Origin of the sequence: Streptomyces sp. NBC_00510 (assembly GCA_036013505.1) — a bacterium.
Taxonomy (GTDB): Bacteria; Actinomycetota; Actinomycetes; order Streptomycetales; family Streptomycetaceae; genus Actinacidiphila.
Genome location: CP107851.1, coordinates 9,815,951 through 9,838,516, shown reverse-complemented (window position 1 = coordinate 9,838,516; position 22,566 = coordinate 9,815,951). Strand labels below are relative to the sequence as shown.

20 protein-coding genes are annotated in these 22,566 nt (G+C 69.0%); 16 read left to right on the top strand and 4 right to left on the bottom strand.

Annotated elements, in window-relative coordinates; genetic code table 11:
* The first annotated feature begins 8 nt into the window (after positions 1-8).
* On the top strand, positions 9-926 hold the full coding sequence (locus OG937_44860; GenBank protein WUD78349.1) for a helix-turn-helix domain-containing protein: 918 nt from the start codon (positions 9-11) through the stop codon (positions 924-926).
* Positions 927-1,258: 332 nt separating this feature from the next.
* Entirely contained in the window at positions 1,259-2,500 is a 1,242-nt protein-coding gene (locus OG937_44855) for a hypothetical protein (GenBank protein WUD78348.1), read from the top strand.
* Between the two features lie 220 nt (positions 2,501-2,720).
* Here the strand turns inward: OG937_44855 and OG937_44850 are convergent, their stop codons facing one another.
* The gene (locus OG937_44850) at positions 2,721-3,191 is read right to left on the bottom strand and encodes a DUF4241 domain-containing protein (protein WUD78347.1); all 471 of its coding nucleotides are present in this window, start codon (positions 3,189-3,191) and stop codon (positions 2,721-2,723) included.
* A gap of 508 nt (positions 3,192-3,699) precedes the next feature.
* On the opposite strand from OG937_44850, the gene OG937_44845 reads away from it, so the two are divergent.
* The 4 genes from OG937_44845 (at position 3,700) to OG937_44830 (ending at position 8,596) form a co-directional block, all read left to right on the top strand.
* A complete protein-coding gene (locus OG937_44845; protein ID WUD78346.1) occupies positions 3,700-4,173 on the top strand; it encodes a VOC family protein in 474 nt (157 codons plus the stop codon).
* 236 nt (positions 4,174-4,409) lie between these two features.
* Positions 4,410-5,840 carry an NAD(P)/FAD-dependent oxidoreductase gene (locus OG937_44840; GenBank protein WUD78345.1) on the top strand — a complete coding sequence of 477 codons (1,431 nt, stop codon included), beginning with the start codon at positions 4,410-4,412 and terminating at the stop codon, positions 5,838-5,840.
* A 455-nt stretch (positions 5,841-6,295) separates the two neighbouring features.
* Positions 6,296-7,492 carry an epoxide hydrolase gene (locus OG937_44835; protein WUD78344.1) on the top strand — a complete coding sequence of 399 codons (1,197 nt, stop codon included), beginning with the start codon at positions 6,296-6,298 and terminating at the stop codon, positions 7,490-7,492.
* Positions 7,493-7,912: 420 nt separating this feature from the next.
* Positions 7,913-8,596, top strand: coding sequence for a hypothetical protein (locus OG937_44830; GenBank protein WUD78343.1), 684 nt, complete (start codon positions 7,913-7,915; stop codon positions 8,594-8,596).
* Between the two features lie 17 nt (positions 8,597-8,613).
* On the opposite strand, the gene OG937_44825 is transcribed toward OG937_44830, so the two are convergent.
* Positions 8,614-9,093 (bottom strand): MarR family transcriptional regulator, encoded by a 480-nt coding sequence (locus tag OG937_44825; GenBank protein WUD78342.1) that lies wholly within the window; start codon positions 9,091-9,093, stop codon positions 8,614-8,616.
* Positions 9,094-9,604: 511 nt separating this feature from the next.
* Here OG937_44825 and OG937_44820 point away from each other — a divergent pair.
* The 6 genes from OG937_44820 to OG937_44795 all read left to right on the top strand — a co-directional run bounded on the left by OG937_44820 (position 9,605) and on the right by OG937_44795 (position 16,190).
* Entirely contained in the window at positions 9,605-10,579 is a 975-nt protein-coding gene (locus OG937_44820) for an alpha/beta hydrolase (GenBank protein WUD78341.1), read from the top strand.
* A 555-nt stretch (positions 10,580-11,134) separates the two neighbouring features.
* Complete coding sequence (locus OG937_44815; protein WUD78340.1) at positions 11,135-11,407, top strand: hypothetical protein; 273 nt, start codon at positions 11,135-11,137, stop codon at positions 11,405-11,407.
* A gap of 205 nt (positions 11,408-11,612) precedes the next feature.
* Positions 11,613-14,393 carry an AAA family ATPase gene (locus tag OG937_44810; protein ID WUD78339.1) on the top strand — a complete coding sequence of 927 codons (2,781 nt, stop codon included), beginning with the start codon at positions 11,613-11,615 and terminating at the stop codon, positions 14,391-14,393.
* A gap of 80 nt (positions 14,394-14,473) precedes the next feature.
* Entirely contained in the window at positions 14,474-15,190 is a 717-nt protein-coding gene (locus tag OG937_44805) for an alpha/beta hydrolase (GenBank protein ID WUD78338.1), read from the top strand.
* Between the two features lie 158 nt (positions 15,191-15,348).
* Positions 15,349-15,483, top strand: a complete 135-nt coding sequence (locus OG937_44800) for a hypothetical protein (GenBank protein WUD78337.1) — start codon at positions 15,349-15,351, stop codon at positions 15,481-15,483.
* Between the two features lie 374 nt (positions 15,484-15,857).
* A complete protein-coding gene (locus OG937_44795; GenBank protein WUD78336.1) occupies positions 15,858-16,190 on the top strand; it encodes a hypothetical protein in 333 nt (110 codons plus the stop codon).
* 274 nt (positions 16,191-16,464) lie between these two features.
* Here OG937_44795 and OG937_44790 read toward each other — a convergent pair whose 3' ends face one another.
* A complete protein-coding gene (locus tag OG937_44790) occupies positions 16,465-17,043 on the bottom strand; it encodes a restriction endonuclease (GenBank protein WUD78335.1) in 579 nt (192 codons plus the stop codon).
* A gap of 503 nt (positions 17,044-17,546) precedes the next feature.
* Between OG937_44790 and OG937_44785 the strand changes: the two genes are divergently transcribed.
* The 4 genes from OG937_44785 to OG937_44770 all read left to right on the top strand — a co-directional run bounded on the left by OG937_44785 (position 17,547) and on the right by OG937_44770 (position 21,614).
* The gene (locus OG937_44785; GenBank protein WUD78334.1) at positions 17,547-18,221 is read left to right on the top strand and encodes a hypothetical protein; all 675 of its coding nucleotides are present in this window, start codon (positions 17,547-17,549) and stop codon (positions 18,219-18,221) included.
* Between the two features lie 347 nt (positions 18,222-18,568).
* Entirely contained in the window at positions 18,569-19,579 is a 1,011-nt protein-coding gene (locus OG937_44780) for a helix-turn-helix domain-containing protein (protein WUD78333.1), read from the top strand.
* A gap of 703 nt (positions 19,580-20,282) precedes the next feature.
* On the top strand, positions 20,283-21,284 hold the full coding sequence (locus OG937_44775) for a helix-turn-helix domain-containing protein (GenBank protein WUD78332.1): 1,002 nt from the start codon (positions 20,283-20,285) through the stop codon (positions 21,282-21,284).
* An 81-nt stretch (positions 21,285-21,365) separates the two neighbouring features.
* Positions 21,366-21,614, top strand: a complete 249-nt coding sequence (locus tag OG937_44770) for a hypothetical protein (GenBank protein WUD78331.1) — start codon at positions 21,366-21,368, stop codon at positions 21,612-21,614.
* A 242-nt stretch (positions 21,615-21,856) separates the two neighbouring features.
* On the opposite strand, the gene OG937_44765 is transcribed toward OG937_44770, so the two are convergent.
* A complete protein-coding gene (locus OG937_44765; GenBank protein WUD78330.1) occupies positions 21,857-22,054 on the bottom strand; it encodes a hypothetical protein in 198 nt (65 codons plus the stop codon).
* Between the last annotated feature and the right edge of the window lie 512 nt (positions 22,055-22,566).

Here is a 22,566-nt window from a genome sequence, read left to right as displayed (position 1 = left end):
GTGGGGACATGGATGACCACACGGTGATCGGCCGGGTGACGGCAATCCTCGAAGTGGTTGCAGCGGGATTAGGTTCGTGCTCGCTGGCGCGGCTGGCGGCCGAGACCGGCATCCCCAAGCCGACCGTACGCCGCCTCGCCAACCATCTCGTCGCGGAACGTGTCCTGTCCCGGGACCCGCGGGGCTACCGGCTGGGTGTGCGTCTGGTCGAGTTGGGCAATGCGGCGACCACGCAGCTCGGCACTGCGGAGGCAGCAGCGCCCTTCGTCCATGAACTGCATGAACGGACCCGCCAGATTGCTTGGGTCGCGGCCTTCGACGGCGAGGGGCTGGTCATCCTCGACACGGCTTATCCGCCGGAACACGCCTCCTTGATAGCCGCGACCTGGCGCCCGCGTGTGGTCCTCGGGCCAGCGGCAGTCACCGCCGCTGGGCACCTGCTGCTGTCCCTGCGTCCGTCCGAGGCGGACCAGGTCCTGCGTGGGGGCCTGGCCCGGCTGACCCCGCATACCGTGACCAACCCCCGGCACCTGCAGGGCCGGCTGCAGCGCGTCGCCGACACCGGCATCGCCTACGAACGCGAAGAGACCCAGCTGGGCTGGTGGTGCGGAGCAGCTCTGGTGCGCGCCCCTGCCGGAACCTACGCCTTCGGGTTGATTTCACCGGTGCGTGCAATCCCCATGACCCGCGGTATCACCCAGCTCCGTCGCGCCGCTGAACACCTCCAACGCGAGCTCACGTCCCCGACCGGCCGCCGTGCCATCCCCCCGGCGGTGAAGGCAAGAAGCTCCGCCCTGCCGGCTCCTGTCCGGTTCGGCGTGCTCAGCGCCAACGCCCCTCGTACGGGCGCCGGCACCAGCCCGCCGACCGCGGCAAGGGGCGCCGGCCCGTCCAGTGCCCGCCCAGAATCCTGGCGGCCGCAATGACGTCCGCACCCCCGGCTCCAGGAGCAGCTGCCGTCGGGGGCACAGGGACAACCGGCTGTGAGCCGCCGTGGCCGCTGACGGTGCCGCGGATCACGCCGGCGCCAGAGCTGGAGTCGGCCTGTGCAGGGCCTTCGCTGCCGGCCATCAGCAGCTCAATAGCCGACCGGCAAGCTCACCACACGGCATCCGGCGTTCGGGGGAAGGGAAAGCCGCCCGGCCACCTATGCAACAAGCCGCCCAGCGCGGCATCAAAAGGCACCTGCGTAAAGGTAGATCGTCCGGGTCATGCTCACTGTCAATGAACTCACAACGTGTCACGATCGGGGGGCGAAATGGGGCAGCTGGAGGCCTTGGAGCCGCAGCGGATAGGAAGCATCTTCCGTTCGTTCGAGCCGACCGATTTCCGCCCGGTGATGCGTTGGATACGCAGGCTGCCGCGGTCACGCCGGCCGGCGGCCCGCACGATGATCCGCCTTCTGTACTTTCCGCTGACGGCCAAGACAAAGATCTTGCTGATCAGCGGGGCTTTCGCTGTCACGCTGCTGGGCTTGGCTCAAGCCGGTGGAGTGCTGGGGCCGCCGGCCGGCACGGACAGGCGGTGGGCCCTGAGTTATCTCGGTTCCGACGCCACCGACCTCAGCGGGGTGAGCCTGTCGTTGCTTCAGGACCTGGCCGGCCTGGTCATACTGGCGGTCATCTTCATCACGCCGGTCTTCTGTTGCCAGCAGGTACAGGCGATCGCCGAGTTCGTGCAGATGAACGAACGCAACGGTGGCGCGGCACGCCTGCTCGACGAGCGCTCGATCCGCCGGCTCAACGACTTGGTCCGCAAGACCAACAAGTGGTTCCGGGTACTGGGCCGCAAGCGGGTCTCCGCGCCCATCATGCTGGCCATGGCCATCGGCACCGTATCGCTGTACGCCTTCGTGAACACCCACGGGCTCATGGAGACATGGAACCCGACCGCACTGCCCGACCGCGTGTGGCGCTCGAACGTGTACGACGCCTGGTGGGCCAACTGGCACACGCACCCCGAGATGGCCATCGCCCTGTGCGTGGCCGGCACCTACGCCTTCTACTTCCTGTCCAAGCAGCTGGTGATGGGCGTCGTCTTCACCAGCTACCTGTACCGATCCTGGATCCTGGGCTTCGGGGTGACCCCGAACACGGAATACAACAGCGACGGCTTTCAGGGACTGCGCCCGCTGCGCCGGTTCATGCTGTGGACCTACGGCTCCGCCCTCGCCCATCTGATCGGCCTGCTGATCCTCTTCACCGTCTGGCTGCCGGCAACCCCCTGGATGGTGTTCCTCATCCTGGCGGTGATGATGGTGGACATGGCCGTGATCGTCTATCCATCCTCGATCGGCTACCACTCGGCGCTGGCAGCCAAGCAGGCCTACGTGCAGTCCCTGCACGAACACCACGGCTCCGATGAGAACGTCGACGAGGCCGTGGCAAAGGTCTGGTCCCAGCCGGTGCTCCCGGTGACGACCCGCAAGGCCATGACCGGCATCGCGCTCTACCTGTTCGCCCCCGCAGTACCCGCCCTGTTCGCAGTCCTGTTCCAGTAGCGCCGGGCACGTCCACGCGGTTCGGGACGGCTGCGGCGTCCTCTCCACTTCAGGCACACACAAGCGTGACCCTCTATGGAGGTCATGGAACTGCGCGGCAACCCCAAGGCCCTTGATGGGGATTCTTGAAGGCACCCGGGGATGCCCTTCGTCTCACTCGATCACGTCCTCAAGCGGGTGGGGAAGTTCAGCCCCGCCGAGGCCCGGTGGGCCGCGCCAGTCAAGCCTTGGCACCATGCATGCCGCTGGTTACGACGATCGCTGCCACGTCGCCGGTCTTCGTGCGGCCCAGCCAGACGACGCCGCCCGACTCTGCCGTGAACGTGACCAGATCGGCTCGTAGCGACTCGTCGGTCACCCGCTCGCAGCAGTCGGGCAGCTGTTCGGACTCTCGCGGCACCGGCACGCCGTCCACAAACGCGCGAAACGGCGCGGTCAAGGCCCTCCACGCGCCGGCGTCGGCGAAGCAGCCCACGTTGGCGTCGGAGCCAAAGCCGATCCGCTCACCCGACTGAAGCCGGTCGATGTCGTCGTCGACGCCCAGGCCCATTTCCCACCCGGCCACGGGGTCGTCGCTGATGCACAAGCGGGTCGCGGCGCACTCGACGCCGTCGAAGTGTTCCCCGAAGAATTCGTACGGGCCCGCCGTCCACGCGATCTCCACCCGGTAGGTGCCCGGGGGAATCCGCACCGCCGGCTCCCGTGGAGGCCTCGTCGGTAAGGGCCGGCCCGGCGGGCGGATCCATGAAAGGGGTGCTGTTCGCGATCCTGGGCTTTCAGCGGGGGCAGCGTAGGCGTCGGCGCCGAATGCGCCGCACGCAAGGGGCCCATGTGACGCCAGGGATCCGTACGCGCGGTCGCATCAAGGCGTGGGGAAGGGTGTGTCGCAAAGGGACGTATCCGCTGCGACCTGCGGAAACCCGAGGGATTACCGCCGGTGAAGCATTTTTCGATCAAGAAAATACCTTTGGCAATCGTTAAGTTTGCAAGTGTTGCTTGCGTCAAAGCTAAATGGCGGGTACCTTTCCGGTGTGGGTCGGAGTCGGCGGTAATCGGCTGACCCCCTTGCCCGATCGCATGCCCGTTGTGGCAGCAGGGCTGTACGCGCCGCTGTGCCGGCGCCTTCACATCGATGAACACGTGGCGCAGCGAGTGCTGCCCTTTCGCCATTCAGAAATCCCTATCCGAAGGACGTCCCCGTGGACTTGAAGCTCGAAATGATCGTGCTCCCCGTCTCCGACATCGACCGGGCCAAGGCCTTCTACGAGAAGGTCGGCTTCCGTCTCGACGTCGATTACACGGCCAGTGACGACTTCCGGGTGGTGCACCTGACCCCGCCCGGCTCCGAGTGCTCGATCATCTTCGGCGAGGGGATGACCGGCATCCCGGCGGGCGCGTTCCAGGGCCTGTACCTCATCGTGTCCGACATCAACGAGGCGCACGCAGAGCTCGCGGCTCGCGGCATCGACGTCAACGAGATCTTCCACGACGAAGGTGGTCTCCTCCACCACGGCCACGGGGGCGGCAGGTGCGTCCACGACGGCGAAGGGCAGCGACGCATCACCGGTATGCACCCCGAGCGCGCCTCCTATGGTTCCTACCTGACCTTCAGCGACCCGGACGGCAACGGCTGGGTGCTCCAGGAAGTGAGCAAGCGGCTCCCTGGCCGCTGACCTCGCCCCAGCCGGCCCTCCACCCGATGCCGGACCGGACTGTGCGGTCAGCCGCCGGTCCCCCTGCTACGTCCGGCGCACCACCACCGGCTCACACACCCCGACGGTCGCCACGGGAGTCCGTCGACGGGCTGCCCGCCCCCCTTTCGTCGCAGGCGACCGTGAGCGCGCGCGTGGGCAGTCATCCGGGCCCTGCCATTCCCGACCTGATTCCCCCACACCCGTACGGAGCAGTGATGAACGAGACCACCCGCACTTACGACGTGATCGTCATCGGCGCAGGGCCGGTGGGCGAGAACGTGGCCGAACGCGCTCGTGCCGCCGGGCTGAGCACCGTGATCGTGGAGCGTGAACTGCTGGGCGGCGAGTGCTCGTTCTGGGCCTGCGACCCCAGCAAGGCGCTGCTGCGCCCGGTGGTGGCGCAGGCTGACGCGCGCCGGGTGCCCGGGCTTGGTCGGGCGGTCGCCGGGCCGCTGGACGCCGGGGCGGTCCTGGCTCACCGCGACAAGATGGCCTCCTACTGGAAGGACAAGGACCAGGTCGACTGGCTGGAGTCGGTCGGCGTCGATCTGGTCCGCGGGCACGGCCGGCTCGACGGCCCCCGAACGGTCCGCGTCGAGACCGCCGGCGGGGGCACCGTCGCGCTCTCGGCGCGGCATGCCGTGGCCGTGGCCACCGGCACCTACGCGGCTGTGCCCGCGCTTCCCGGCTTGGACACCGTCCGTGCGTGGACCAGCCGTGAGGCGACCAGTGCCGGCAAGGTCCCCGGACGCCTGGCCATCGTCGGTGGCGGTGTGGTGGCCGTCGAGATGGCCACGGCCTGGCAGGCGCTCGGCTCTGAGGTGACCCTGCTGGTTGCCGGGGACGGGCTGCTGCAGCGGATGGAATCCTTCGTCGGCCGGTTGGTGACGGACGGCCTGCGTGAGGCCGGCGTCGACGTCCGGTTCCAGACCTCCGTGGCCCGCCTGGCGCGTGAGAACGGCGAGGTCCAGATCGCCCTCGCCGACGGCGGGCACCTGGTGGCGGACGAGATCCTGTTCGCCACCGGCCGGGCCCCCAACACCTGGGACCTGGGGCTGGAGACGATAGGTCTCACCCCGGGCGACTGGCTGAAGGTGGACGACACCTTCCGGGTGACCGGCGTCGCCGACGGCTGGTTGTACGCCGTCGGCGACGTCAACCACCGCGCCCTGCTGACCCACCAGGGCAAGTACCAGGCCCGCATCGCCGGGGCCGTCATCGGGGCGCGTGCGGGCGGCGAGGTGGTCGACGACACCCTGTGGGGTGCGCATGTGGCCACCGCCGACCACATGGCCGTTCCGCAGGTGGTCTTCACGCATCCGGAGGTCGCCTCCGTCGGTATGACCACTCACGACGCCGTGGGTTTCGGGCACCGGATCAGGGTGGTCGACTACGACCTGGCGCACGTGGCGGGTGCCCACCAGTACGCCGAGGGGTACCGGGGTCAGGCCCGCATGCTCGTCGACCTCGACCGTGGCACCGTGGCCGGCGTGACGTTCGCCGGGCCCGGCGTGGCAGAACTCGTGCACTCGGCCACTGTCGCTGTCGCCGGCGAGGTGCCGATCGACCGGCTCTGGCATGCCGTGCCCGCCTTCCCCACGATCAGTGAGATCTGGCTGAGGCTGCTGGAGACCCACCGGGGCTGAGGCGCCAGGGCCGGACGTGGGGGTCCCAACGCTTCCGGCGTTCGCCGCCGCACGTTGATTCACCCCGCGTTGCGCTGCCCCGTGCCGTAGAGCCCTTCCTGCGGATCGTTCCGCGCACCTGTCGCGGGATTCACGCCTTCCCCCTGCGCCCTGCCGGGCGACAGTTTGGCAAGGAGCGCGCCGCTGCCGGCAGGTCGTGGGTCGCGTGACTGTCATGACTGTGGCTGCCGCTACCGCGTCACGTTACCTAGGAACGACCCCACCGCCGCTACGGAATCTAGGTCACGTTCCGGATTACCGGGCTTACAGCCCGCGCCCATGATTGAAGTGCGCCGGAAACAGGAGCGGGCCACAAGGCCTCAGCCGGCCGGCGGGATCGCAAGTCGCGGAAATCTCGGCGAACTTCGTGTCGCCCGCCTTTCCTGCTCAATCATTTAGACCTTTGGGAGACCATCATGTCCGTCACCACCGACCGACACGCCATCCGTCCGTTCACCGTCCAGTTCTCCGAGGCGGAGCTCGCGGACCTGCGCGCACGCATCGAGGCGACGCGCTTCCCTGAGAAGGAGACCGTCGAAGACCAGTCTCAGGGCACCCAGCTCGACACGGTGCGCAAGCTCGCGGAGTACTGGGCGAAGGAGTACGACTGGCGCAAGGTCGAGGCGAAGCTGAACTCCTACCCGCAGTTCATCACCGAGATCGACGGGCTGGACATTCACTTCATCCACGTCCGCTCGAAGCACGAGGACGCGCTGCCGGTCATCGTGACGCACGGCTGGCCGGGCTCGGTCGTCGAGCAGCTGAAGATCATCGAGCCGCTGACCAACCCCACCGCCCACGGCGGCGACGCCTCCGACGCCTTCCACGTGGTGATCCCCTCGATGCCGGGCTACGGCTTCTCCGGCAAGCCCGCTGCCAAGGGCTGGGGCCCTGAGCGCATCGCCCGCGCCTGGGGTGAGCTGATGAAGCGCCTGGGCTACACCAAGTACGTCGCGCAGGGCGGCGACTGGGGCGCGATCGTCACCGACCTGATGGGTGCGCAGGAGCCGCAGGGCCTGGCCGGCATCCACACCAACATGCCCAAGGTGATTCCGGCCGACATCGACGCCGCGCTCGCCAAGGGCGACCCGCTGCCCGAAGGCCTGTCGCTGTCCGAGGAGGAGCAGGCCGCGGTCGAGCAGCTCGGCTTCGTCTACCGGCACGTGTACTACGCCTACATGATGGGCGACCGCCCGCAGTCCCTGACCGGGCTGGCGGACTCCCCGGTCGGCCTGGCCTCTTTCATGCTCGACCACGACGCGAAGAGCCTGGCCCTGATCACCCGGGCTTTCGACGGGGTCGACGAGGGCCTGTCCCGCGATGACGTCCTGGACAACATCACGCTGTTCTGGCTGACCAACACGGCGATCTCCGCGGCACGCCTGTACGCGGAGAACACCACCTCGTTCTTCGGCATCAACAACGTCAAGCTCCCGGTCGCCGTCAGCGCCTTCCCCGACGAGCTCTACCAGGCCCCCAAGAGCTGGACCGAGCAGGCCTACCCGAACCTCGTCCACTACAACCGGCTCCCCAAGGGGGGTCACTTCGCCGCCTGGGAGCAGCCGGAGCTGTTCGTGAACGAGGTCCGCACGGGCTTCCGCTCGATGCGCTGACGCATCGGCCCGTGCCCTATCGCGCGCACAGGCCGTAGCCCGGCGGGGCGGCCGAGCGGCTCGGTATCGAGCTGCCCGGCCGCCCCGGGTCACGCGGCCCCGGGCCGTGGACTGCCCCACCGGTGCCTGCGCGCGCCGGACACCACGTCCCTGCACCTGATCGCCGTGCCGTGACCGCCGCACCGGTGATGGCCGCCGCCCATTCCCTTCCACCGAGAAGGGGTTTCTTGTCGGTTTGGAGAAACACATGTCCTCAGCAACAGCGGTGTCCGTTGACACTGCATGCCTGCCGGTCACCACGGACCACGTGAAGGGCCGGCATCGGGGGAAAGCGGCATCCGAACGTCTGCGAGACCTCTGGCCGGCCGGACACGGGCGGCACCGCCGCATCGCAGCGGTCGTCTCCGCACCAGGACGGACATGAACGGCTCCCCCTCCCGCATCGATCCCGTCCACCCGGTCAGGTGCATGGGCGAAGGGGACGGTGGCAGTGCTGTGATCCGGCAAGCGGCCTGCGGGGAGACCGTACTCGCGCGGTTCGACCGTGAGGCCATGCCCTTCCTCGGCCGGCTGTACGCAGCCGCGACGCAGATGGCGTGTGGCCATGCCGACCCCGACGACCTGGTTCAGCGCACCTACCAGCGGGCATTCGAGGCGTTCGAGACGCTGCCCGAGGGAGCCGGCCTGAAAGTCCGGCTGTTCCGGATCCTTGCCGACACCGCGCTCGACGCCTTCGGCGAGCCGAACCGGCCCGGAGGCTTGGTCTTCCAGCCCACGGCAGAACGCCCGCAAGAGGTCTCCGGTGAACCGACCGTGGTCCCTGACGACCACGCGGCCCGGGTCACACAGGCGCTGGACCTGCTGCCCGACGAGGAAGTGTCCGCCGCGCTGCGGCGCCTGCCGGCCGAGGTGCGGATCGTGGTGTACCTGACCGACGCCGAAGACTTCAGCGCCGCCGACGTCGCGGAGATCCTGGGCATCTTCCCGGGCAGTGTGCGATCACGTCTCCGCCACGGACGGAGCCTTCTCCTTGAAACGCTCACGGCCGCCGCCCATCGGCGCGGGCTGCTCGGCGAACTGCGAGATTGTGTCCCTGACGACTGACGTCTCCGCACGGGGACTTACCGGCTTGCGGTGACGTTCGCCGTCAGGCGCTCCAGGACAGCCTTGACATCCGCGGCCTCCGTCGGGGTGAGGCCTGCGGCCTGCCCGATCGTGGCCGGAATGACGCGCGCACGCTTCCGCAGTTCGACGCCCTCTTCGGTGAGGCTGATCTGCACCGAACGCTCGTCGTTCGCTTGGCGCTCGCGCCGGACCAGACCGTGGGCCTGCAGGCGCTTGAGCAGCGGCGTCAAAGTGCCGTAGTCGAGTTGCAGGAGCTTGCCCAGCGATTTGATGGGCAGCGCACCGTGTTCCCACAGCACCAGCATCACCAGGTACTGCGGATAGGTCAGGTCGAACTCTTCCAGCAGGGGCCGGTAGCGGTTGGTCAAGGCCCGCTGCGCCGCGTACAGGGCGAAACACATTTGGTCGTCGAGGAGCAGGCTGACCTCATCGGCCTCCGCCGCCGGCTGCTCAGCGGCGGACTGGTTCTCGCTCATCGCAACTCCTGTCCGCATAATACTTGCGCACTAAACCGTACACCTCACAACTTCCACGCAGGCCATTATATTGCGCGCACTTAAAATTGCCACGCTGGGTCGTAGGACCGGTGCGTGGAGTGGTGCCGAAAAGGGCCGTGTGAATCATGTGCCAGGTCCCGCCTCGCCCGCCAGGGCCCCGGCTTGGCGGGCGATGCTCCGCGGGTGAGCCCCGGCCATCGCCGAGAGGCCGTTGTCTTGCTGCCAAGGCGGCATTGCCGAGGGCGCTGATGTCACCAAGTGCGGCGAGGGCATTCCGCGTCCTTAAGGCGGGCCGCTTCCCGGCGGCGCACGGCCGCATTCAGGGTTCACAGTCACATTACCGATGCCGCAGGGCACGCTTCCGCGGTTGGATCGCAGGCAGCGTCTGTGCGCAGGGCGGGCCGGGGAGACCGGCAGGGGACGCGGCCCGCTACAAATCCGGCTCCCCCAGCCGGCACGGATTCTCTTCTCCCCCCACCAGGAGTACGTGATGCCTGAGTACGTCCCCTTGCAGCAGCCGGTTCTTGAACCGGCTGCTCGCGAGTTCACCGAAGCCACCGCGGCCCCGCCGTTCCCCTTTGATCTGGGACCGGCGGCAGGCCGTAGGGCGCTGGAGAAGGTGCAGGCCGTGGAGCACCACCATCTTGAGGTGGAGGACAGCTGGGTCGCAGTTTCCGGCGGGCCGAAGGGAAGCGTCGCGGTGCGCCTTGTGCGCCCGAGGCAGGCTGACGGGCCGCTGCCCGCCGTCTTGTACATCCACGGCGGCGGCTGGGTCTTCGGGGGCACGCGCACCCACGACCGCCTGGTACGTGAACTGGCCATCGGCGCGCGGGCTGCCGTGGTCTTCCCCGAGTACAGCCTTTCTCCCGAGGCCCGCTACCCCCAGGCGCTGGAAGAGTGCTACGCGGTCGCCCGGTGGGTGTCCCGCCACGGGAGTGAGCACGGCATCGACCCCACACGAGTGGCCGTGGCCGGCGACTCCACGGGCGGCAACCTCAGCGCAGCCCTGACATTGCTGGCCAAGGAACGCGGAGATGTCTCCTTCCGCCATCAGGTGTTGTTCCATCCCGTCACCGACGCGGACTTCGGCACACCCTCCTACCGCCAGTTCGCCGAGGGCTACTTCCTGCGCCGCGATGTCATGCAGTGGTTCTGGGACCAGTACACAACCGACGAACGGCAACGCGCACAGATCACGGCCAGCCCGCTGCGCGCCACCGAGCAGGAGCTCGCCGGCCTGCCCCCGGCCCTGGTCATCACCGCGGAAGCCGACGTCCTGAGGGACGAAGGCGAGGCCTACGCCGAGAAGCTGCGCGCTGCCGGAGTCCCCGTGACCGCGACCCGCTACGAGGCGACCATCCACGACTTCGTCATGCTCAACGCGCTGTCGGCAACCGATGCGGCCCGCAAGGCGGTCGCCCAGGCCGTGGCCACCCTCCGGCAGGCACTTGGCACCGAGAGCTGACTCCAGGCGAGCCTGCGACGCCGTCGCGGTTTGCCACAGCAAGCGGCCTTGCACAACGAACCCTCATCGGCGTTGCCGCTCCGAGAGACCAAGCGCACACGGGACGGGACCTCGCCCGCCATGGCCGGCGAGACGGTGATGCGGATGCCCGGCTGACAGTCCAGGGGAAGCGCACGCCGGGCGCCGCAGTCCAGCAGCCGCGCAACCGCCCCAGTCTCGTCGGGCACCGGGACCCAGACGTTCAAGCCCTACCGGCCGCGCGCCGCGACACCCGGCCGGAGGCGGCCACGGACCCGGTCGACGCGTGACCTGATCACCGATGAGGACGGCCGGCCGTCGTTTGCGACCGCAGGTCTCACCGGCGGAGCGGCTTGGTCCTCCGCAGCAGCACCATGTCCCGCGTCCCGTGTATTCTCCTAGTGCAAACACCGATATGCACTAGTTCAAAGGTCCCTGATCATTTCTGTCTCGCTCTCCACTGCCGATGCGTACGCGGCCGCCAGCCGCACCGTGCCGACCCGGGGCCGAGGACGGACCTGCTGCGACCACGACCTGGTGCCCTCGATCCCCGATGCGGACCACCTCCGCCGCGTTGCCCCCGTCCGCGACGGGACGGCCGCCGCGCCGCCGGTCCTTCACGCCGGCGCCGGTGAACCGCTCTGCGTGCACGGCCCCACCGGTTCCCGTCCGCCGGGCAACACCGGCGAGGAGGCCGGGCTCCCCCTCCGGCCGGAACCGCCGCCGGGGGCCGGCACCCATCGGGCACCCGAGATCGTCGACGACCTCGACATGCCGGTCACCGGCCCAGGCCACCTCGCCGGACGCTGACCGCAGTCCGCACACGGGCCCAGCCCCTGGCCGCCGCCCGGCCGGCGAACGGCCGGCTGCGGCCGCGCACGACTTCGGCCGGCACGGTCGGCCCTACCGCGGTACCCCGTCCAGGCGCTGCACGTCGGCCCCCGCGCCGGGCGCCGCCGAGCAGCCCTGCCCCCATGCCCATCCCCTGGCTCGCGAGAAGAAACGGAGACAAGCAGTGATCGGTAGTGACTCTTCCACACGCGATACGACCAATGCGCTGATCGGTCGGGACCGCGATCTGCACACGATCCGCGAGCTCGCGGGCGTCGGCACCGTAGGCGGAGCCTTGCTGGTCTCGGGGGATGCCGGGGTCGGGAAGACAGCAGTGCTGGACGCCATCGCGGCGGGAGCCCGCGCCGAGGGCGCCCGGGTACTACGAGCCGCCGGTGTGGAGTTCGAGGCGAACTGCAGTTACTCGGGTCTCCACCAGGTCCTGTTCCCCTTCCAGCGCGAGATCGAGGATCTGGAGGTGCCCTTCCGCGAAGCCCTACGCGTGGCACTCGGCTTCGAAAGCGGCTCACCGCCCCAAATGCTGATGGTCTCCAACGCCGTGCTGCTCCTGCTGCAGACGGTCGCGGCCGGAAACCCGCTCGTCCTGGTGATCGACGACCTGCCCTGGCTGGACCAGGCCAGTGCGGCCGTCCTGGGCTTCGTCCGACGACGGGCGGTCGGCATCGGTGTGAGCTTTCTCGCCGCGTCACGTACCGGGGTACAGAGCCTCAACGACTGCGGTGCCCTGCCCGAATACCGGCTGCAGCCGCTGGACGACGAGTCGGCTGCCCGCCTGGTCGCCCACAGGTCCCCCCACCTCGTGCCCAGCGCCCGCCGGCGCCTGCTGACCGTGGCGTGCGGCAATCCGCTCGCCTTGCTGGAACTGCCGTCCGCCCTGCCGACCACGCAAGGGCCCGCAGGCGGCGACGTCCCGCCCGTACTGCCGCTCAGCCAGCGCCTGGAAGAGGTGTTCGGCTCCCGCGTCACCAGCCTGCCGCAGCCCTCCCAGCGCCTGTTGCTGCTTGCCGCGCTGGAAGGTGTCGGGGACCTCGGCGTCCTGCAGGCCGCTTCCAGGCGCACCGATGACGGCTATGACCTGGAGGACCTGGGACCTGCCGAACGCGACCAACTGGTCCACATCGACGAGGTCGCGCGACGGCTGAGGTTCCGCCATCCGCTCATCCGCTCGGTCGTGGTGGAGAACTCCACCAGTAGCCAGCGGCGCGCGGTCCACACGGCGCTGGCCCAGGTCCTGGTGGACCAGCCTGAGCGTCGGGCCTGGCACTTGGGCGAGGCCACCTTGGAGCCGGACGAGAACGTGGCCGCCCTGCTGGAAGACGCGGCGCGTGTCACGCTGCGCCGCGGCGACGCCGTGGGCGGCATGCGCACCCTGCTCCGGGCTGCGGACCTCACACCGCCCGGAGTTGGCCGCAGCCGCCGCCTCGCCACCGCGGCCTACATCGGCGCCGAGGCCACCGGGTCGCTGCACAGCGCCCAAAAGCTCCTGGACGACGCACGGCACACGATCGCGGATCCCAAGAGCTCCTTGCACTCGGCCGCGGCCGCCGCCGTTCTCATCCTGAACAGCGACAGCGACATCGACACCGCGCACACTCTGCTGGTCGACGCGATCGAAGCCGGGACCCACGGGTATGACGCCGCGGACAAGTCGCTCATCGACGCTCTGCACACGCTTGCACTGGTGTGCTTCTTCGGTGCCCGGCCCGAGCTGTGGCAGCCCTACTACCGCGCACTGGACAAGCTGACGCCCAAGGCCCCGCCGGTGCTGTCCGCGCTGGCCAAGACCTTCTCCGACCCCGCCCGCACAGGGGCCGCGGCCTCGGGCGAACTCGACGAACTGATAGCGCAGCTGACCGACGTCACCGACCCGGTCCAGCTCCAGCGAACCGGCTCGGCAGCCCTGTACGTCGACCGCCTCGGCGACGTCCGGGAAGCACAGTGGCGCATGGTCCGCATGGGACGAGACGGCGGTCCGGCACGCCGGCACATGGCCGGACTGATCCACCTCACCCTGGACGACTACCTCACCGGGATGTGGGACGAGGCAGCGCAACTCGCCGAAGAAGGCCTCCAGTTGTGTACCGCCCACGGCTACACAGGTTTTGCCTGGTACTTCCACTACGCCCAGGCCCTCCTGGCCGCTGCCCGAGGCGAGGCCGACCGCGCGGACGCGGCAGCCGAGCAGGTCATTCACTGGGCGACCCGCCGCAAGGCGTTCGGCGCCGCACACTACGCACACCACGCCGCAGGGCTGGCGGCCCTGGGGCGCGGTGACTTCGCCGACGCCTACGAACACGCCACCGCCATCAGCCCCGCCGGCCACCTCGCCTCGCACGCCCCGCACGCGCTATGGGCGACGATGGACCTGGTGGAAGCGGCCATGCGGACCAACCGGCACCAGGAGGCCGCCGCCCACGCCCAGGCCATGCGCGAAGCCGGCATCACCGAACTGTCCTCACGGCACGCCCTGCTCACCCACGCCTGCACCGCCCTGAGCACCACCGACGACGACCAGGCCCTGCAACTGTTCGCCCACGGCCTTGACGTACCCGGCGCCGGGCGGTGGACCTTCGACTTCGCCCGCGTCCAGCTCGCCTACGGCGAACGGCTGCGGCGCGTCAGGGCCACCACCGAATCCAGGGGACCGCTGGCAGCAGCACTGTCCGCCTTCCAACACCTGGGGGCCCATCCCTGGACGGAGCGTGCCGAGACCGAACTACGCGCCGCCGGCTCCGCCAAGCGGAGGCCCAGTGGCGCCAATCCGCACACGCTCACCCCCCAGGAGCTGGAGATCGCCCGGCTGGCGGCCTCGGGCCTGACCAACAAACAGATAGCCGAGCGCCTGTTCCTCTCCCACCGCACCGTGGGCGCCCACCTCTACCAGATCTACCCCAAGCTGGGCATCACCTCCCGAGGCATGCTCCGCGACGCCCTCGAAGCCTGACCCCCCGTCATCTACCTCCTCACACCACCCGAGCAGCAAGAGGCCGGGCCCTGCCACTTCACTTCAGAAAGACCCAGCACGTGAGCACACTTCCCACCCTCGTCCTGGTCCACGGCGCCTGGCACGGCACCTGGTGCTGGCAGCCACTGGCCGAGCAACTCCCCGACCTCGACATACGTACCGTCGCCCTGCCCAGCAGCGGGCAGGACCCGGCAGTCCTGGGGGGCCTGTACGACGACGCGGAGGCGGTGGCCAAGGCCATCGCGGCTGCCGGCGGACCGACCGTGGTGGTCGGCCACTCCTACGGAGGATGCCCTGTCACCGAAGCCGCCGCGGCAGCCGGCAACGTCGAGCGCGTCATCTACCTCAGCGCCCTGATGCAGGACGCCGGCGACTCGGTCCTGTCCCTGGTCGGCGGCGTCTATCCGCCCTACTGGGACGTGCACGAGGAACCCCAGGGCCACGCCGGCCACGGCTACTTCGAAGCGGCCCAGGCTACGCACGTGCTGTACAACGACGTCGAACCGCACCTGGCGCAGCAGGCAACCGCCAAACTCGGCCGCCAGTCCCTGGCATCGGTCACCCAACCCCTCACCCAGGCCGCCTGGCGCACCATCCCCAGCACCTACATCCTGTGCGAGCAGGACCTGGCCATCCCGCTGCCGCTCCAGGAAGCCATGGCCACCCGTGCCCAGCGCACGGTCCGGCTGCGTTCCGGGCACAGCCCGTTCCTCTCCCAGCCGGCCGAACTGGCCCGCATCCTCCGGCAAGAACTCGCCCTCCGGCCACCGCAGTAGTACTCACCTGCAGTCCGGCAGACGCCGGTCACCGTGCCCGGCGATCCGGTCTGCGCGGGTCCGCGATTCCCCACGGCGCAACTCATCGACTGCAGCCACGTGAAGGTCCGCGACGGCCAGGTCGCCAACCTGCCGGTCCACGTCGCCTCGCAGTCACCGTGGACGGCACCCGCGACACCCTCGGCCTGTGGGCCGGCGACCGCAGCGGGGTTTCCCTCCAACCCGGTTACCTCTTCCGGCCCTGCGAACTGGCGGTGTCTGCCGAGTCCTTCAGCATCCAGCGCTGCACGTGAGAACCGGCGGCCCGTGCAGGTTCAAGCGCTCTGTCGACCAGGTCCTCGTGCCGTCAGACTGGGTGTTTGAACCCTCCCCCTGCTGAAGCAGGGGGATTCCTGGCTCAGGAAGCCCCGCAAGTCAGCGACCCGCAAGGTCTTACTCCCTCAACACCAGCCGGGACGGAACCTGCCCGGTTGCGTACGGCACAGCTGAGGTGGCTCGTGCTTGGTTTCTCGCAACGCGCCGTCGCGCCGGCTTGGTTCTCGCTCAGCACCACGCACACGCTACCCGACGGTCTTTCGCCCTGAGGGCGAAACCCCCTTCCTGCCCTGCTCCGCAGGGGTCCGATTCCACCCCAGCCTGAAGGCCGGGGCATCCTCGGAGGAACCTGGTGAGCGAGTTGTGGAGCATGCTGGCCGCGCCAGGCGGAGCGGTGGCGACCACGTTGATCGGTGTCTTCGTCGGCAGTGTGGTCAGCAGGCGCGCTCAGGACCGGCACTGGGTCCGGGAACAGCAGGCGGCTGTTTGCGCACGGGTGCTGCGGGAGTCGTCAACGGTGCTGGTGGATCTCAGCGACATGGAGTCCTCCCGCCCCGAAAGCATCCCGCAAGGTGTGGTCGTGGCGACCAGCATCGACTGGCGACCATGGAACGAGGCACTGAGCATGGTGAAGCTCGTCGCCGACAAGGACATCGCAGAGGCGGCCCATGCCCTGGACGAGTAGATCTGGCGCGTCCACATCGCGGTCAAGCGCGGCCTGGCCCCCGATGAGGACTGGTTCGCATTGCGCTCGCGCATCATTGCCGCACAAGGCGACTTCATCACCGTTTCCCGCCGCAGACTGTCCCTGACAGGGGACCCGCTCCCCCGGCTGTCCGGCAGGCCAGCCCCGGACGACCCCGTCTGGACCCCGTAGGCCGCGCACCCGGGGGCCGACCGGCGCCAGCCGTACCCGCCCGATCGAGAGGTGCAGCCGCGGCGGTGGTGACGGAGTCCTTTCAGCGTCCGGGGTGAGGCTTGCGGTGGGTACCGGACCGGGCGATGTCCAGATCAAGGAACGACGTCAGGGACGTGCCGCTGTTCCAGAATCCGAGCAGGTCGGTGTCGATGAGCGTCAACTGCTGCTTGCTCGCGAACGCGCGGGCCGGGGAGGTGTATTTACAGGAAGCGACGAAGACCGGAACGTCTGCCCCGTGTTCGGCGCGGGCGGTGCCGTTGAACGTCTGGATGTCCCGGCTGCCGACCGAACGGTGCCGGGCGTAGCGCTTGCACTGGATCACGAGTTTCCTGCCATCGGGCAGGTAGCCGATGACGTCGGCGCCCAGGTCGCCGGCGCTGCCTACCCGGCGGACATCGGTGCAGCCGTCCCGGCGGCACAGCATGGTCACGTACTCCTCGAATTCCCGGTCGTTCATCCGCCAGACCTGGTCCAGCGATTGAACGGCTTGTAGCTGCGCCTGTTCTGCCAGCCGGATCCGTTCTGCAGCAGCCTCCCGGCGGCCCGCCCGCACCAGCCCCGCCACCACCGCAACTACAGCCACCGCGACTGACGCCGTCACCAGCCAGACCACAACCATGACCGGTCCCCCTCCCCCAACACCGGTTGACCCCGCGTCCCCTCATCTCTCCCCCGATCCGGTCCCGGCCTACCCCAGCAGGACCGCGCCGACCGCGGCTTCGAGAGGGCCGGCTCCGCCGGCAGGAGACGCTTGTGCTGCCCTCACGCGCACTTCCGCCAGGCGCAGGCCCCTGCGCAGGCGCCGGACAATCTCCTGGATGCTCACGCGCCTCAGTACTCGCTTCGTCCGTCCGACCGCGAAACGAAGGCCCCCAACTACGCGCAATTGCACGTGCCTTCATGGCGCCGGCGTCGTTGTAAAAGAGACCTTGAATAGGGACGGGGATCCAGTACCCCAAGGGCACGGGTCACACTGCTCGACGGCTCCTCGCCGCTCTACGGGGCACCAACAAGGCTGCCACAAGGGGCTCGATACGGGCTGCCTGGCACGCAACAACAACACACATTGACTCGCGGGTAGGTACTATCCGGCAGCACCACCCCATACACACCAGGAGTGTCGTGTCCAACAACAACACCATTCAGGACCGGTATGCGACGCGTCTCGCAGAGGACCTGGACAACAACGCCGGCGAGCAGGAAAAGGTCCGCACGCAGCTCGCGGAACTCCAAAGCCGGCTGGCTCGGCTCGAGCAGGAGCAGGCGTGGTTGGCCCAGCTACAAGGATCGGTGGCCGGCGCCTCAAGCGTGGTCGTGGAGGAAGAACCGGCAGGTGAAGCGTCTGCCGACAAGGCCGAAGAGCCGAAGGTGACGCCCGCCGCCCAGCAGGTGCCGCGTCCCCGCGGGCGAAAGAAGTCGGCCGGTGAGCCGGCGGCCCGAAAGGCCACCAAGAAGACGCCTGCCCCCAAGACGGCCAGGAAGCCGAAGCCCGGCAGCTCACCGTCGAGCACGGAGCCGACGCTGCGCAGCCTGGTCGTGGACATACTGGCGGGAAGCAGCGAACCGCGCATGGTCAGTGAGTTCGTCGACGCCCTGGCCAAGCAGCACCCGCAGCGCGCCACGCCGAGCGCCCCGGTCGTGCGTAACACCCTGGAGGCGCTGGTGGCCAAGGGCCTCGCCGAACGCGCCCGCCGGCAGGGCAGCGTCTTCTACACCCCCATCACACCCTCGGCCACCAACGCCGGTAACGCGGCGGAGGCGTCCGCAGTCGCAGAACCGGTCCCGGCAACAGGCTGACCCCGAACGCGTGTGGCAGGAGGTGGCGGGCCTTCTGCCACAGGCTGTGGATCGACCGATCTTCCGCGGAGCACCGCCATCCCCATCGTGGTTCACCCAGGAGAGCACCGCGAATCCAACCTTGTGCCGTCCGGGCCCGGGCCCGTCCCGGCGGTGCCGCCGTGCGCCGCGGCCCGCTCGCGCAGCCCGATCAGACCCTGCCCCGTGCCCCCGCCCAGCCGACCGCACGGCCACGCAGAGATAAAGGTTCACAATACAGTAAAAGCCGCAAAATGCATCACTTGCCGCAGTACCGTGGAGACCTGTCCCAGCGCGCAGCCCCGCGACCAGTTCTGGAGGAGGCCCGCATGGCAGATCGACTCGACGTGGCGTCGCTGGCTCCCGGCGATCGCGCGGACGCGATCCGTGAATTCTCGTGGTCCATCAACGGCCGCATAGAGGTGGACCTTCCCCCGGACCCGCATCACCTGAGGGCCAGCGCAACCACCAACGCGGTGGGGTCGGTGAAAGTCTCGGAGATCGGCTGGAACGTGGCCCGCCTGCGCCGTGCTACCGCCTCGGTGGACGAGGACATGGAGCCGCACGTTCTCGTCCATCTCCAGGAAGCGGGGGTCTCCGCCTTCCACCAGGGGGGAAGGCAGGGTGTGATCCGGGCGGGAGATCTCGCGGTGCTCGAGAACGCGAAGCCCTACGAGGTCTTTTTCCACGGCACGATGCATTCGGTCCTCGTGCGCGTTCCCACGCACGTCCTGGGGCTTCGGCCCTCCCTGCTCGACCAGGTCACAGCTGTACGACTCAGTTCGCAACGCCCCGTCGTGGGTGCCACAGCAGCGCTTTTCACCCGGCTGGCCCGTAACCGGGCCGCTGTCGGCGAGGCTGAGACCGCCCTGTTCGCACAGCCCTGTGTCGACCTGATCAGGGCTGTGGTCAGCATGATCCCAGGCCGTGACGATCTGGCCAGAGCGCCTCTGAACAGCACACTTCTTCTCCGTGTTCAGGAATACGTCCGCCTCCATTTGGCAGAACCCGACCTGACTGCGGCGCGCATCGCCGCCGAGCATCACGTTTCCGTACGCCAGCTCTACCTGACCCTGTCCCGGGCGGGAATCAGCCTCGGCGAGTGGATAAGGACGCAGCGCCTCGAAGAGTGCAAGAGAGAACTCGCATCGTCGGTGCATCAGTTCATGACGATCGAGGCGATCGCCCACCGGTGGGGGTTCGCCAGCGCGGCCCACTTCAGCCGGGTGTTCAAGGCGGCGTACGGTGTGAGCCCCCGCGAGTTGCGGTGGCAAACATGCGGCAGTCAGACCGGACTTCCACCGGCAACAATGCCTTCCCGCCAGGGAACTCCGGCCTAATCTGCGGGACCGTCACCGGGCCCGACCGGCGGCGAAGAAGGAGCCGCCCGCTAGAGCAGGCCGAAGCCACGAGACACCCGCCCCGAAAGCCCGGGCAATGTAGCAAGCAAGGGGCAGGAGTGGTCACCGCACGACGCTCACCCGTCAGCCCAGGTAATCGAGTGGACAAAGCGCGGCGTCGCCGACTCTCTTACCGTAGGCGGCACACCGGTCGTCGCCTTGCCTATGCGTGCGCGATCTGTCCGATGACCTGTCCTTTCGTGCACGAGCTCAGGTCCGGTTCCCAGCCCCAAGGAGTCGGCCACCGCAGTCCGGGCATTTCAGCGGCGGGACGTGCCGCCGACACCGCGCGGCCCCACGAGGATACATACGCGTTACTTCGCTCAGCGCGATACCGAAAATACAGAGCGTGTCCTCCCCGCTGCCCGTCACGGCAGTGAGACCGAGGGGGCTCCGGCCAAGCCGGTTGACGTCCACGGAACGTGCAACGACATTCGGAGTCGCACGCGGCTGCACGGCGGGAAGCCCGCAGTCTCCGGTTCGCACAGCTGCGGATACCCCACGGACCTGCCCGGACCGCCGTCGGCGATCCCGGGGAAATTTTACGGTGGGCGCAGAGAGGGGCTCCCCGGAGCCTCCTGCCCCGGTCGCGTGCACGCGAGTCCAGGAACCGGATGCCTTCAGTCCCGTTCAGGAGGACATCATGATCGCATTCTGCACAGACATCCAACCGCTCGCCGAGCGGGCCGAGTACTGGAGGGACGCCGTCCATAAGGCGTTCACCCGGCTGGAGATCCGCACCCAGGGGCCGGCCAAGCTCCACGGGGCGATACGCCAGGCCTGCGTCGCCGGCGTCCAGGCGGGCTTCCTCGAGGCGAGCCCGCAACGGATGGCACGCACCGCGCCGCTCATCGCCGCCGACGGCGACGGCTCGCTGATCGTGAGCCTGCAACGCACCGGCGGTAGCGTCGCGGCCCAGGACGGCCGGGAAACGCCGGTGGCCGCCGGGGAACTCGTCATCCTCGACAGCCGTAGGCCCTTCGCCTTGAATTTCAGCGGGCCGGTGCGGCAGCACGTGGCCACGGTCCCACGGCAGCTGCTGGACCTCCCCGACTCGCTCCTGCGCCTGGCCACCGGCCGCAACTACTCCCCCGGCAACGGGATCGGTGGGATCCTCGCCTCCTACATCGACGGGCTCGTGACGACGACGGAACACTGCATCTGCGCACAGGACGCGAAGCGGTTCCTGCGGCAGGGCATCATCGACGTGCTCACCGCCCTGATCGCCCTGGAGGGAAGCTCAGGGGAGCAGGCCACGGTGGAGCGGACCCTGCTGCAGCGCGTCCGCGCGTACATCCGCGCCCACCTGGACGACCCCGCGCTCTCCCCGGCATCGGTCGCGGCCGAGCACCACATCTCCGTCCGCTACCTGTACCAGCTCTTCCAGGACGAGCCCGTGACGGTCGTCCGGTGGATCCAGCGCCTGCGGCTGGACGCCTGCCGCAGGGACCTCGTACGACCGGAACTCGCGAGACACACGGTGGCGGCCATCGCGCACCGGTGGGGCTTCGCCAGCCACGCGCACTTCAGCCGCACCTTCCGTGCCGTCTACGGCCACTCCCCCGCGCAATGGCGGCAGACCGGCATCCCGCAGGCCGTACCCCAGCAGACGACCGGCCCACCATCCCGTCAACCCGACAGGTGACAAACCCGCGGTCACCCGTAGTGCCCAGCCCCTCCTCACCCGACCTGATCTGCCGCGGGGTTCACGCAGGAGGTAGGGGAGGTGCACCAGGAGGCGGTGCCGGTGTTCGGCCGGCTCATCGTGCGCCGGCAGCGCCTGGGGTTCATCAAAGTCCGCCGAGGAACGACCTGGGACGCGGCCACCGTGGGCACACAGGTGCCGGCCGATCAGGTCACCGCCCTCGCACGAGACCCGGCCGTCTGGCGGTACGAGGAGCAGCCGGCCGTCGCCATCACCGCAGTGCTCGGGGACCGGGACATCACCGGGCTGGAGGCAGGCATCGGCGCGTAGCCGGCGCGGCCAAGCGGACTGCAGGGACGCCGCCTTTGAGGCCGTCCACCTGTGGTGTCCGTCGTGGCCCGTGGCCTGGCGGCGCGGCTACCGCTTGCATGGCAGCCTCATCGAGAACCGCCGGCTCTTGGCCGGTGCCCCGGGCCAGGCCGCCCCTGCGGGGGGGCAGAGCCAGGGCAGGACTCAGCCGGTGACACCCAGGCCGGACATCGCAGTGCCATCCACGCCGAACCTCACGTGTGTCACCGGTCGTACTTGTCGGTGTACTGCGGCCCGTCCGTCTCGGCCTTGCATCCCTCACTGTTGGTGGGCATGCCGTGGGAGACCACGAGGGCGTAGGACTGCGGGACGAAGTCGCAGCCCTTGCCAGACCACTGGGACGCAAGGAACGTCCAGCCGACGGCAGCGGCGGCGAGCGTGTACTTCGTCTTGGCGTTCATACGAGATCACGCCTCGGTTACGTAGGGTAATCGTGACCCGACTAGGGGTTATGCGTAAGTATGAACGGATTGCGCTCATATGCGCACCCCGGCCTCGGGACCGGCACACCCCAGGGCAGTCACCGCACGGGGCCCGGAAAGCCGTCGCCGCAGGTCAAGCCGCACGGCGGTACCTGTTGGGGACGCCACCGAGGATGCGGGTGCGCAGGAGACCGCGAACGGGTGGTTTCGTTCGTCTTCGCACCGGCCTCCACCTGGGCGAGGGCCACGACATGGCCGTGGGTGACCAGCGGCAGCAGGTGCCGGCACGCCGAGGTGGAACGCGCCCAGCCCTTGGGCGCTTTGCCGTCGAGGGCAACCACGGCGCAGCCGCCCGGGCGCGGGCGCGACCGGCTGCCCCGTGGCCTTGGTGCCGGTGGCGGCGTGGTGCCGGCCAGCCGGGTAGGCGCCAACCGCCCGGTCCAGGCATCACCGTCCATGGCGCCCAGCACGCGCCGGTCGTCACGGGCGAG

What these genes read in the sequence shown, in the direction of transcription:
- OG937_44790 (WUD78335.1), bottom strand. Translation starts at nt 17,043, where the DNA reads ATGGTTGTGGTCTGGCTGGTGACGGCGTCAGTCGCGGTGGCTGTAGTT.
- OG937_44860 (WUD78349.1), top strand. Translation starts at nt 9, where the DNA reads ATGGATGACCACACGGTGATCGGCCGGGTGACGGCAATCCTCGAAGTG.
- OG937_44820 (WUD78341.1), top strand. Translation starts at nt 9,605, where the DNA reads ATGCCTGAGTACGTCCCCTTGCAGCAGCCGGTTCTTGAACCGGCTGCT.
- OG937_44825 (WUD78342.1), bottom strand. Translation starts at nt 9,093, where the DNA reads ATGAGCGAGAACCAGTCCGCCGCTGAGCAGCCGGCGGCGGAGGCCGAT.
- OG937_44780 (WUD78333.1), top strand. Translation starts at nt 18,569, where the DNA reads ATGGCAGATCGACTCGACGTGGCGTCGCTGGCTCCCGGCGATCGCGCG.
- OG937_44765 (WUD78330.1), bottom strand. Translation starts at nt 22,054, where the DNA reads ATGAACGCCAAGACGAAGTACACGCTCGCCGCCGCTGCCGTCGGCTGG.
- OG937_44775 (WUD78332.1), top strand. Translation starts at nt 20,283, where the DNA reads ATGATCGCATTCTGCACAGACATCCAACCGCTCGCCGAGCGGGCCGAG.
- OG937_44855 (WUD78348.1), top strand. Translation starts at nt 1,259, where the DNA reads ATGGGGCAGCTGGAGGCCTTGGAGCCGCAGCGGATAGGAAGCATCTTC.
- OG937_44830 (WUD78343.1), top strand. Translation starts at nt 7,913, where the DNA reads ATGAACGGCTCCCCCTCCCGCATCGATCCCGTCCACCCGGTCAGGTGC.
- OG937_44835 (WUD78344.1), top strand. Translation starts at nt 6,296, where the DNA reads ATGTCCGTCACCACCGACCGACACGCCATCCGTCCGTTCACCGTCCAG.
- OG937_44840 (WUD78345.1), top strand. Translation starts at nt 4,410, where the DNA reads ATGAACGAGACCACCCGCACTTACGACGTGATCGTCATCGGCGCAGGG.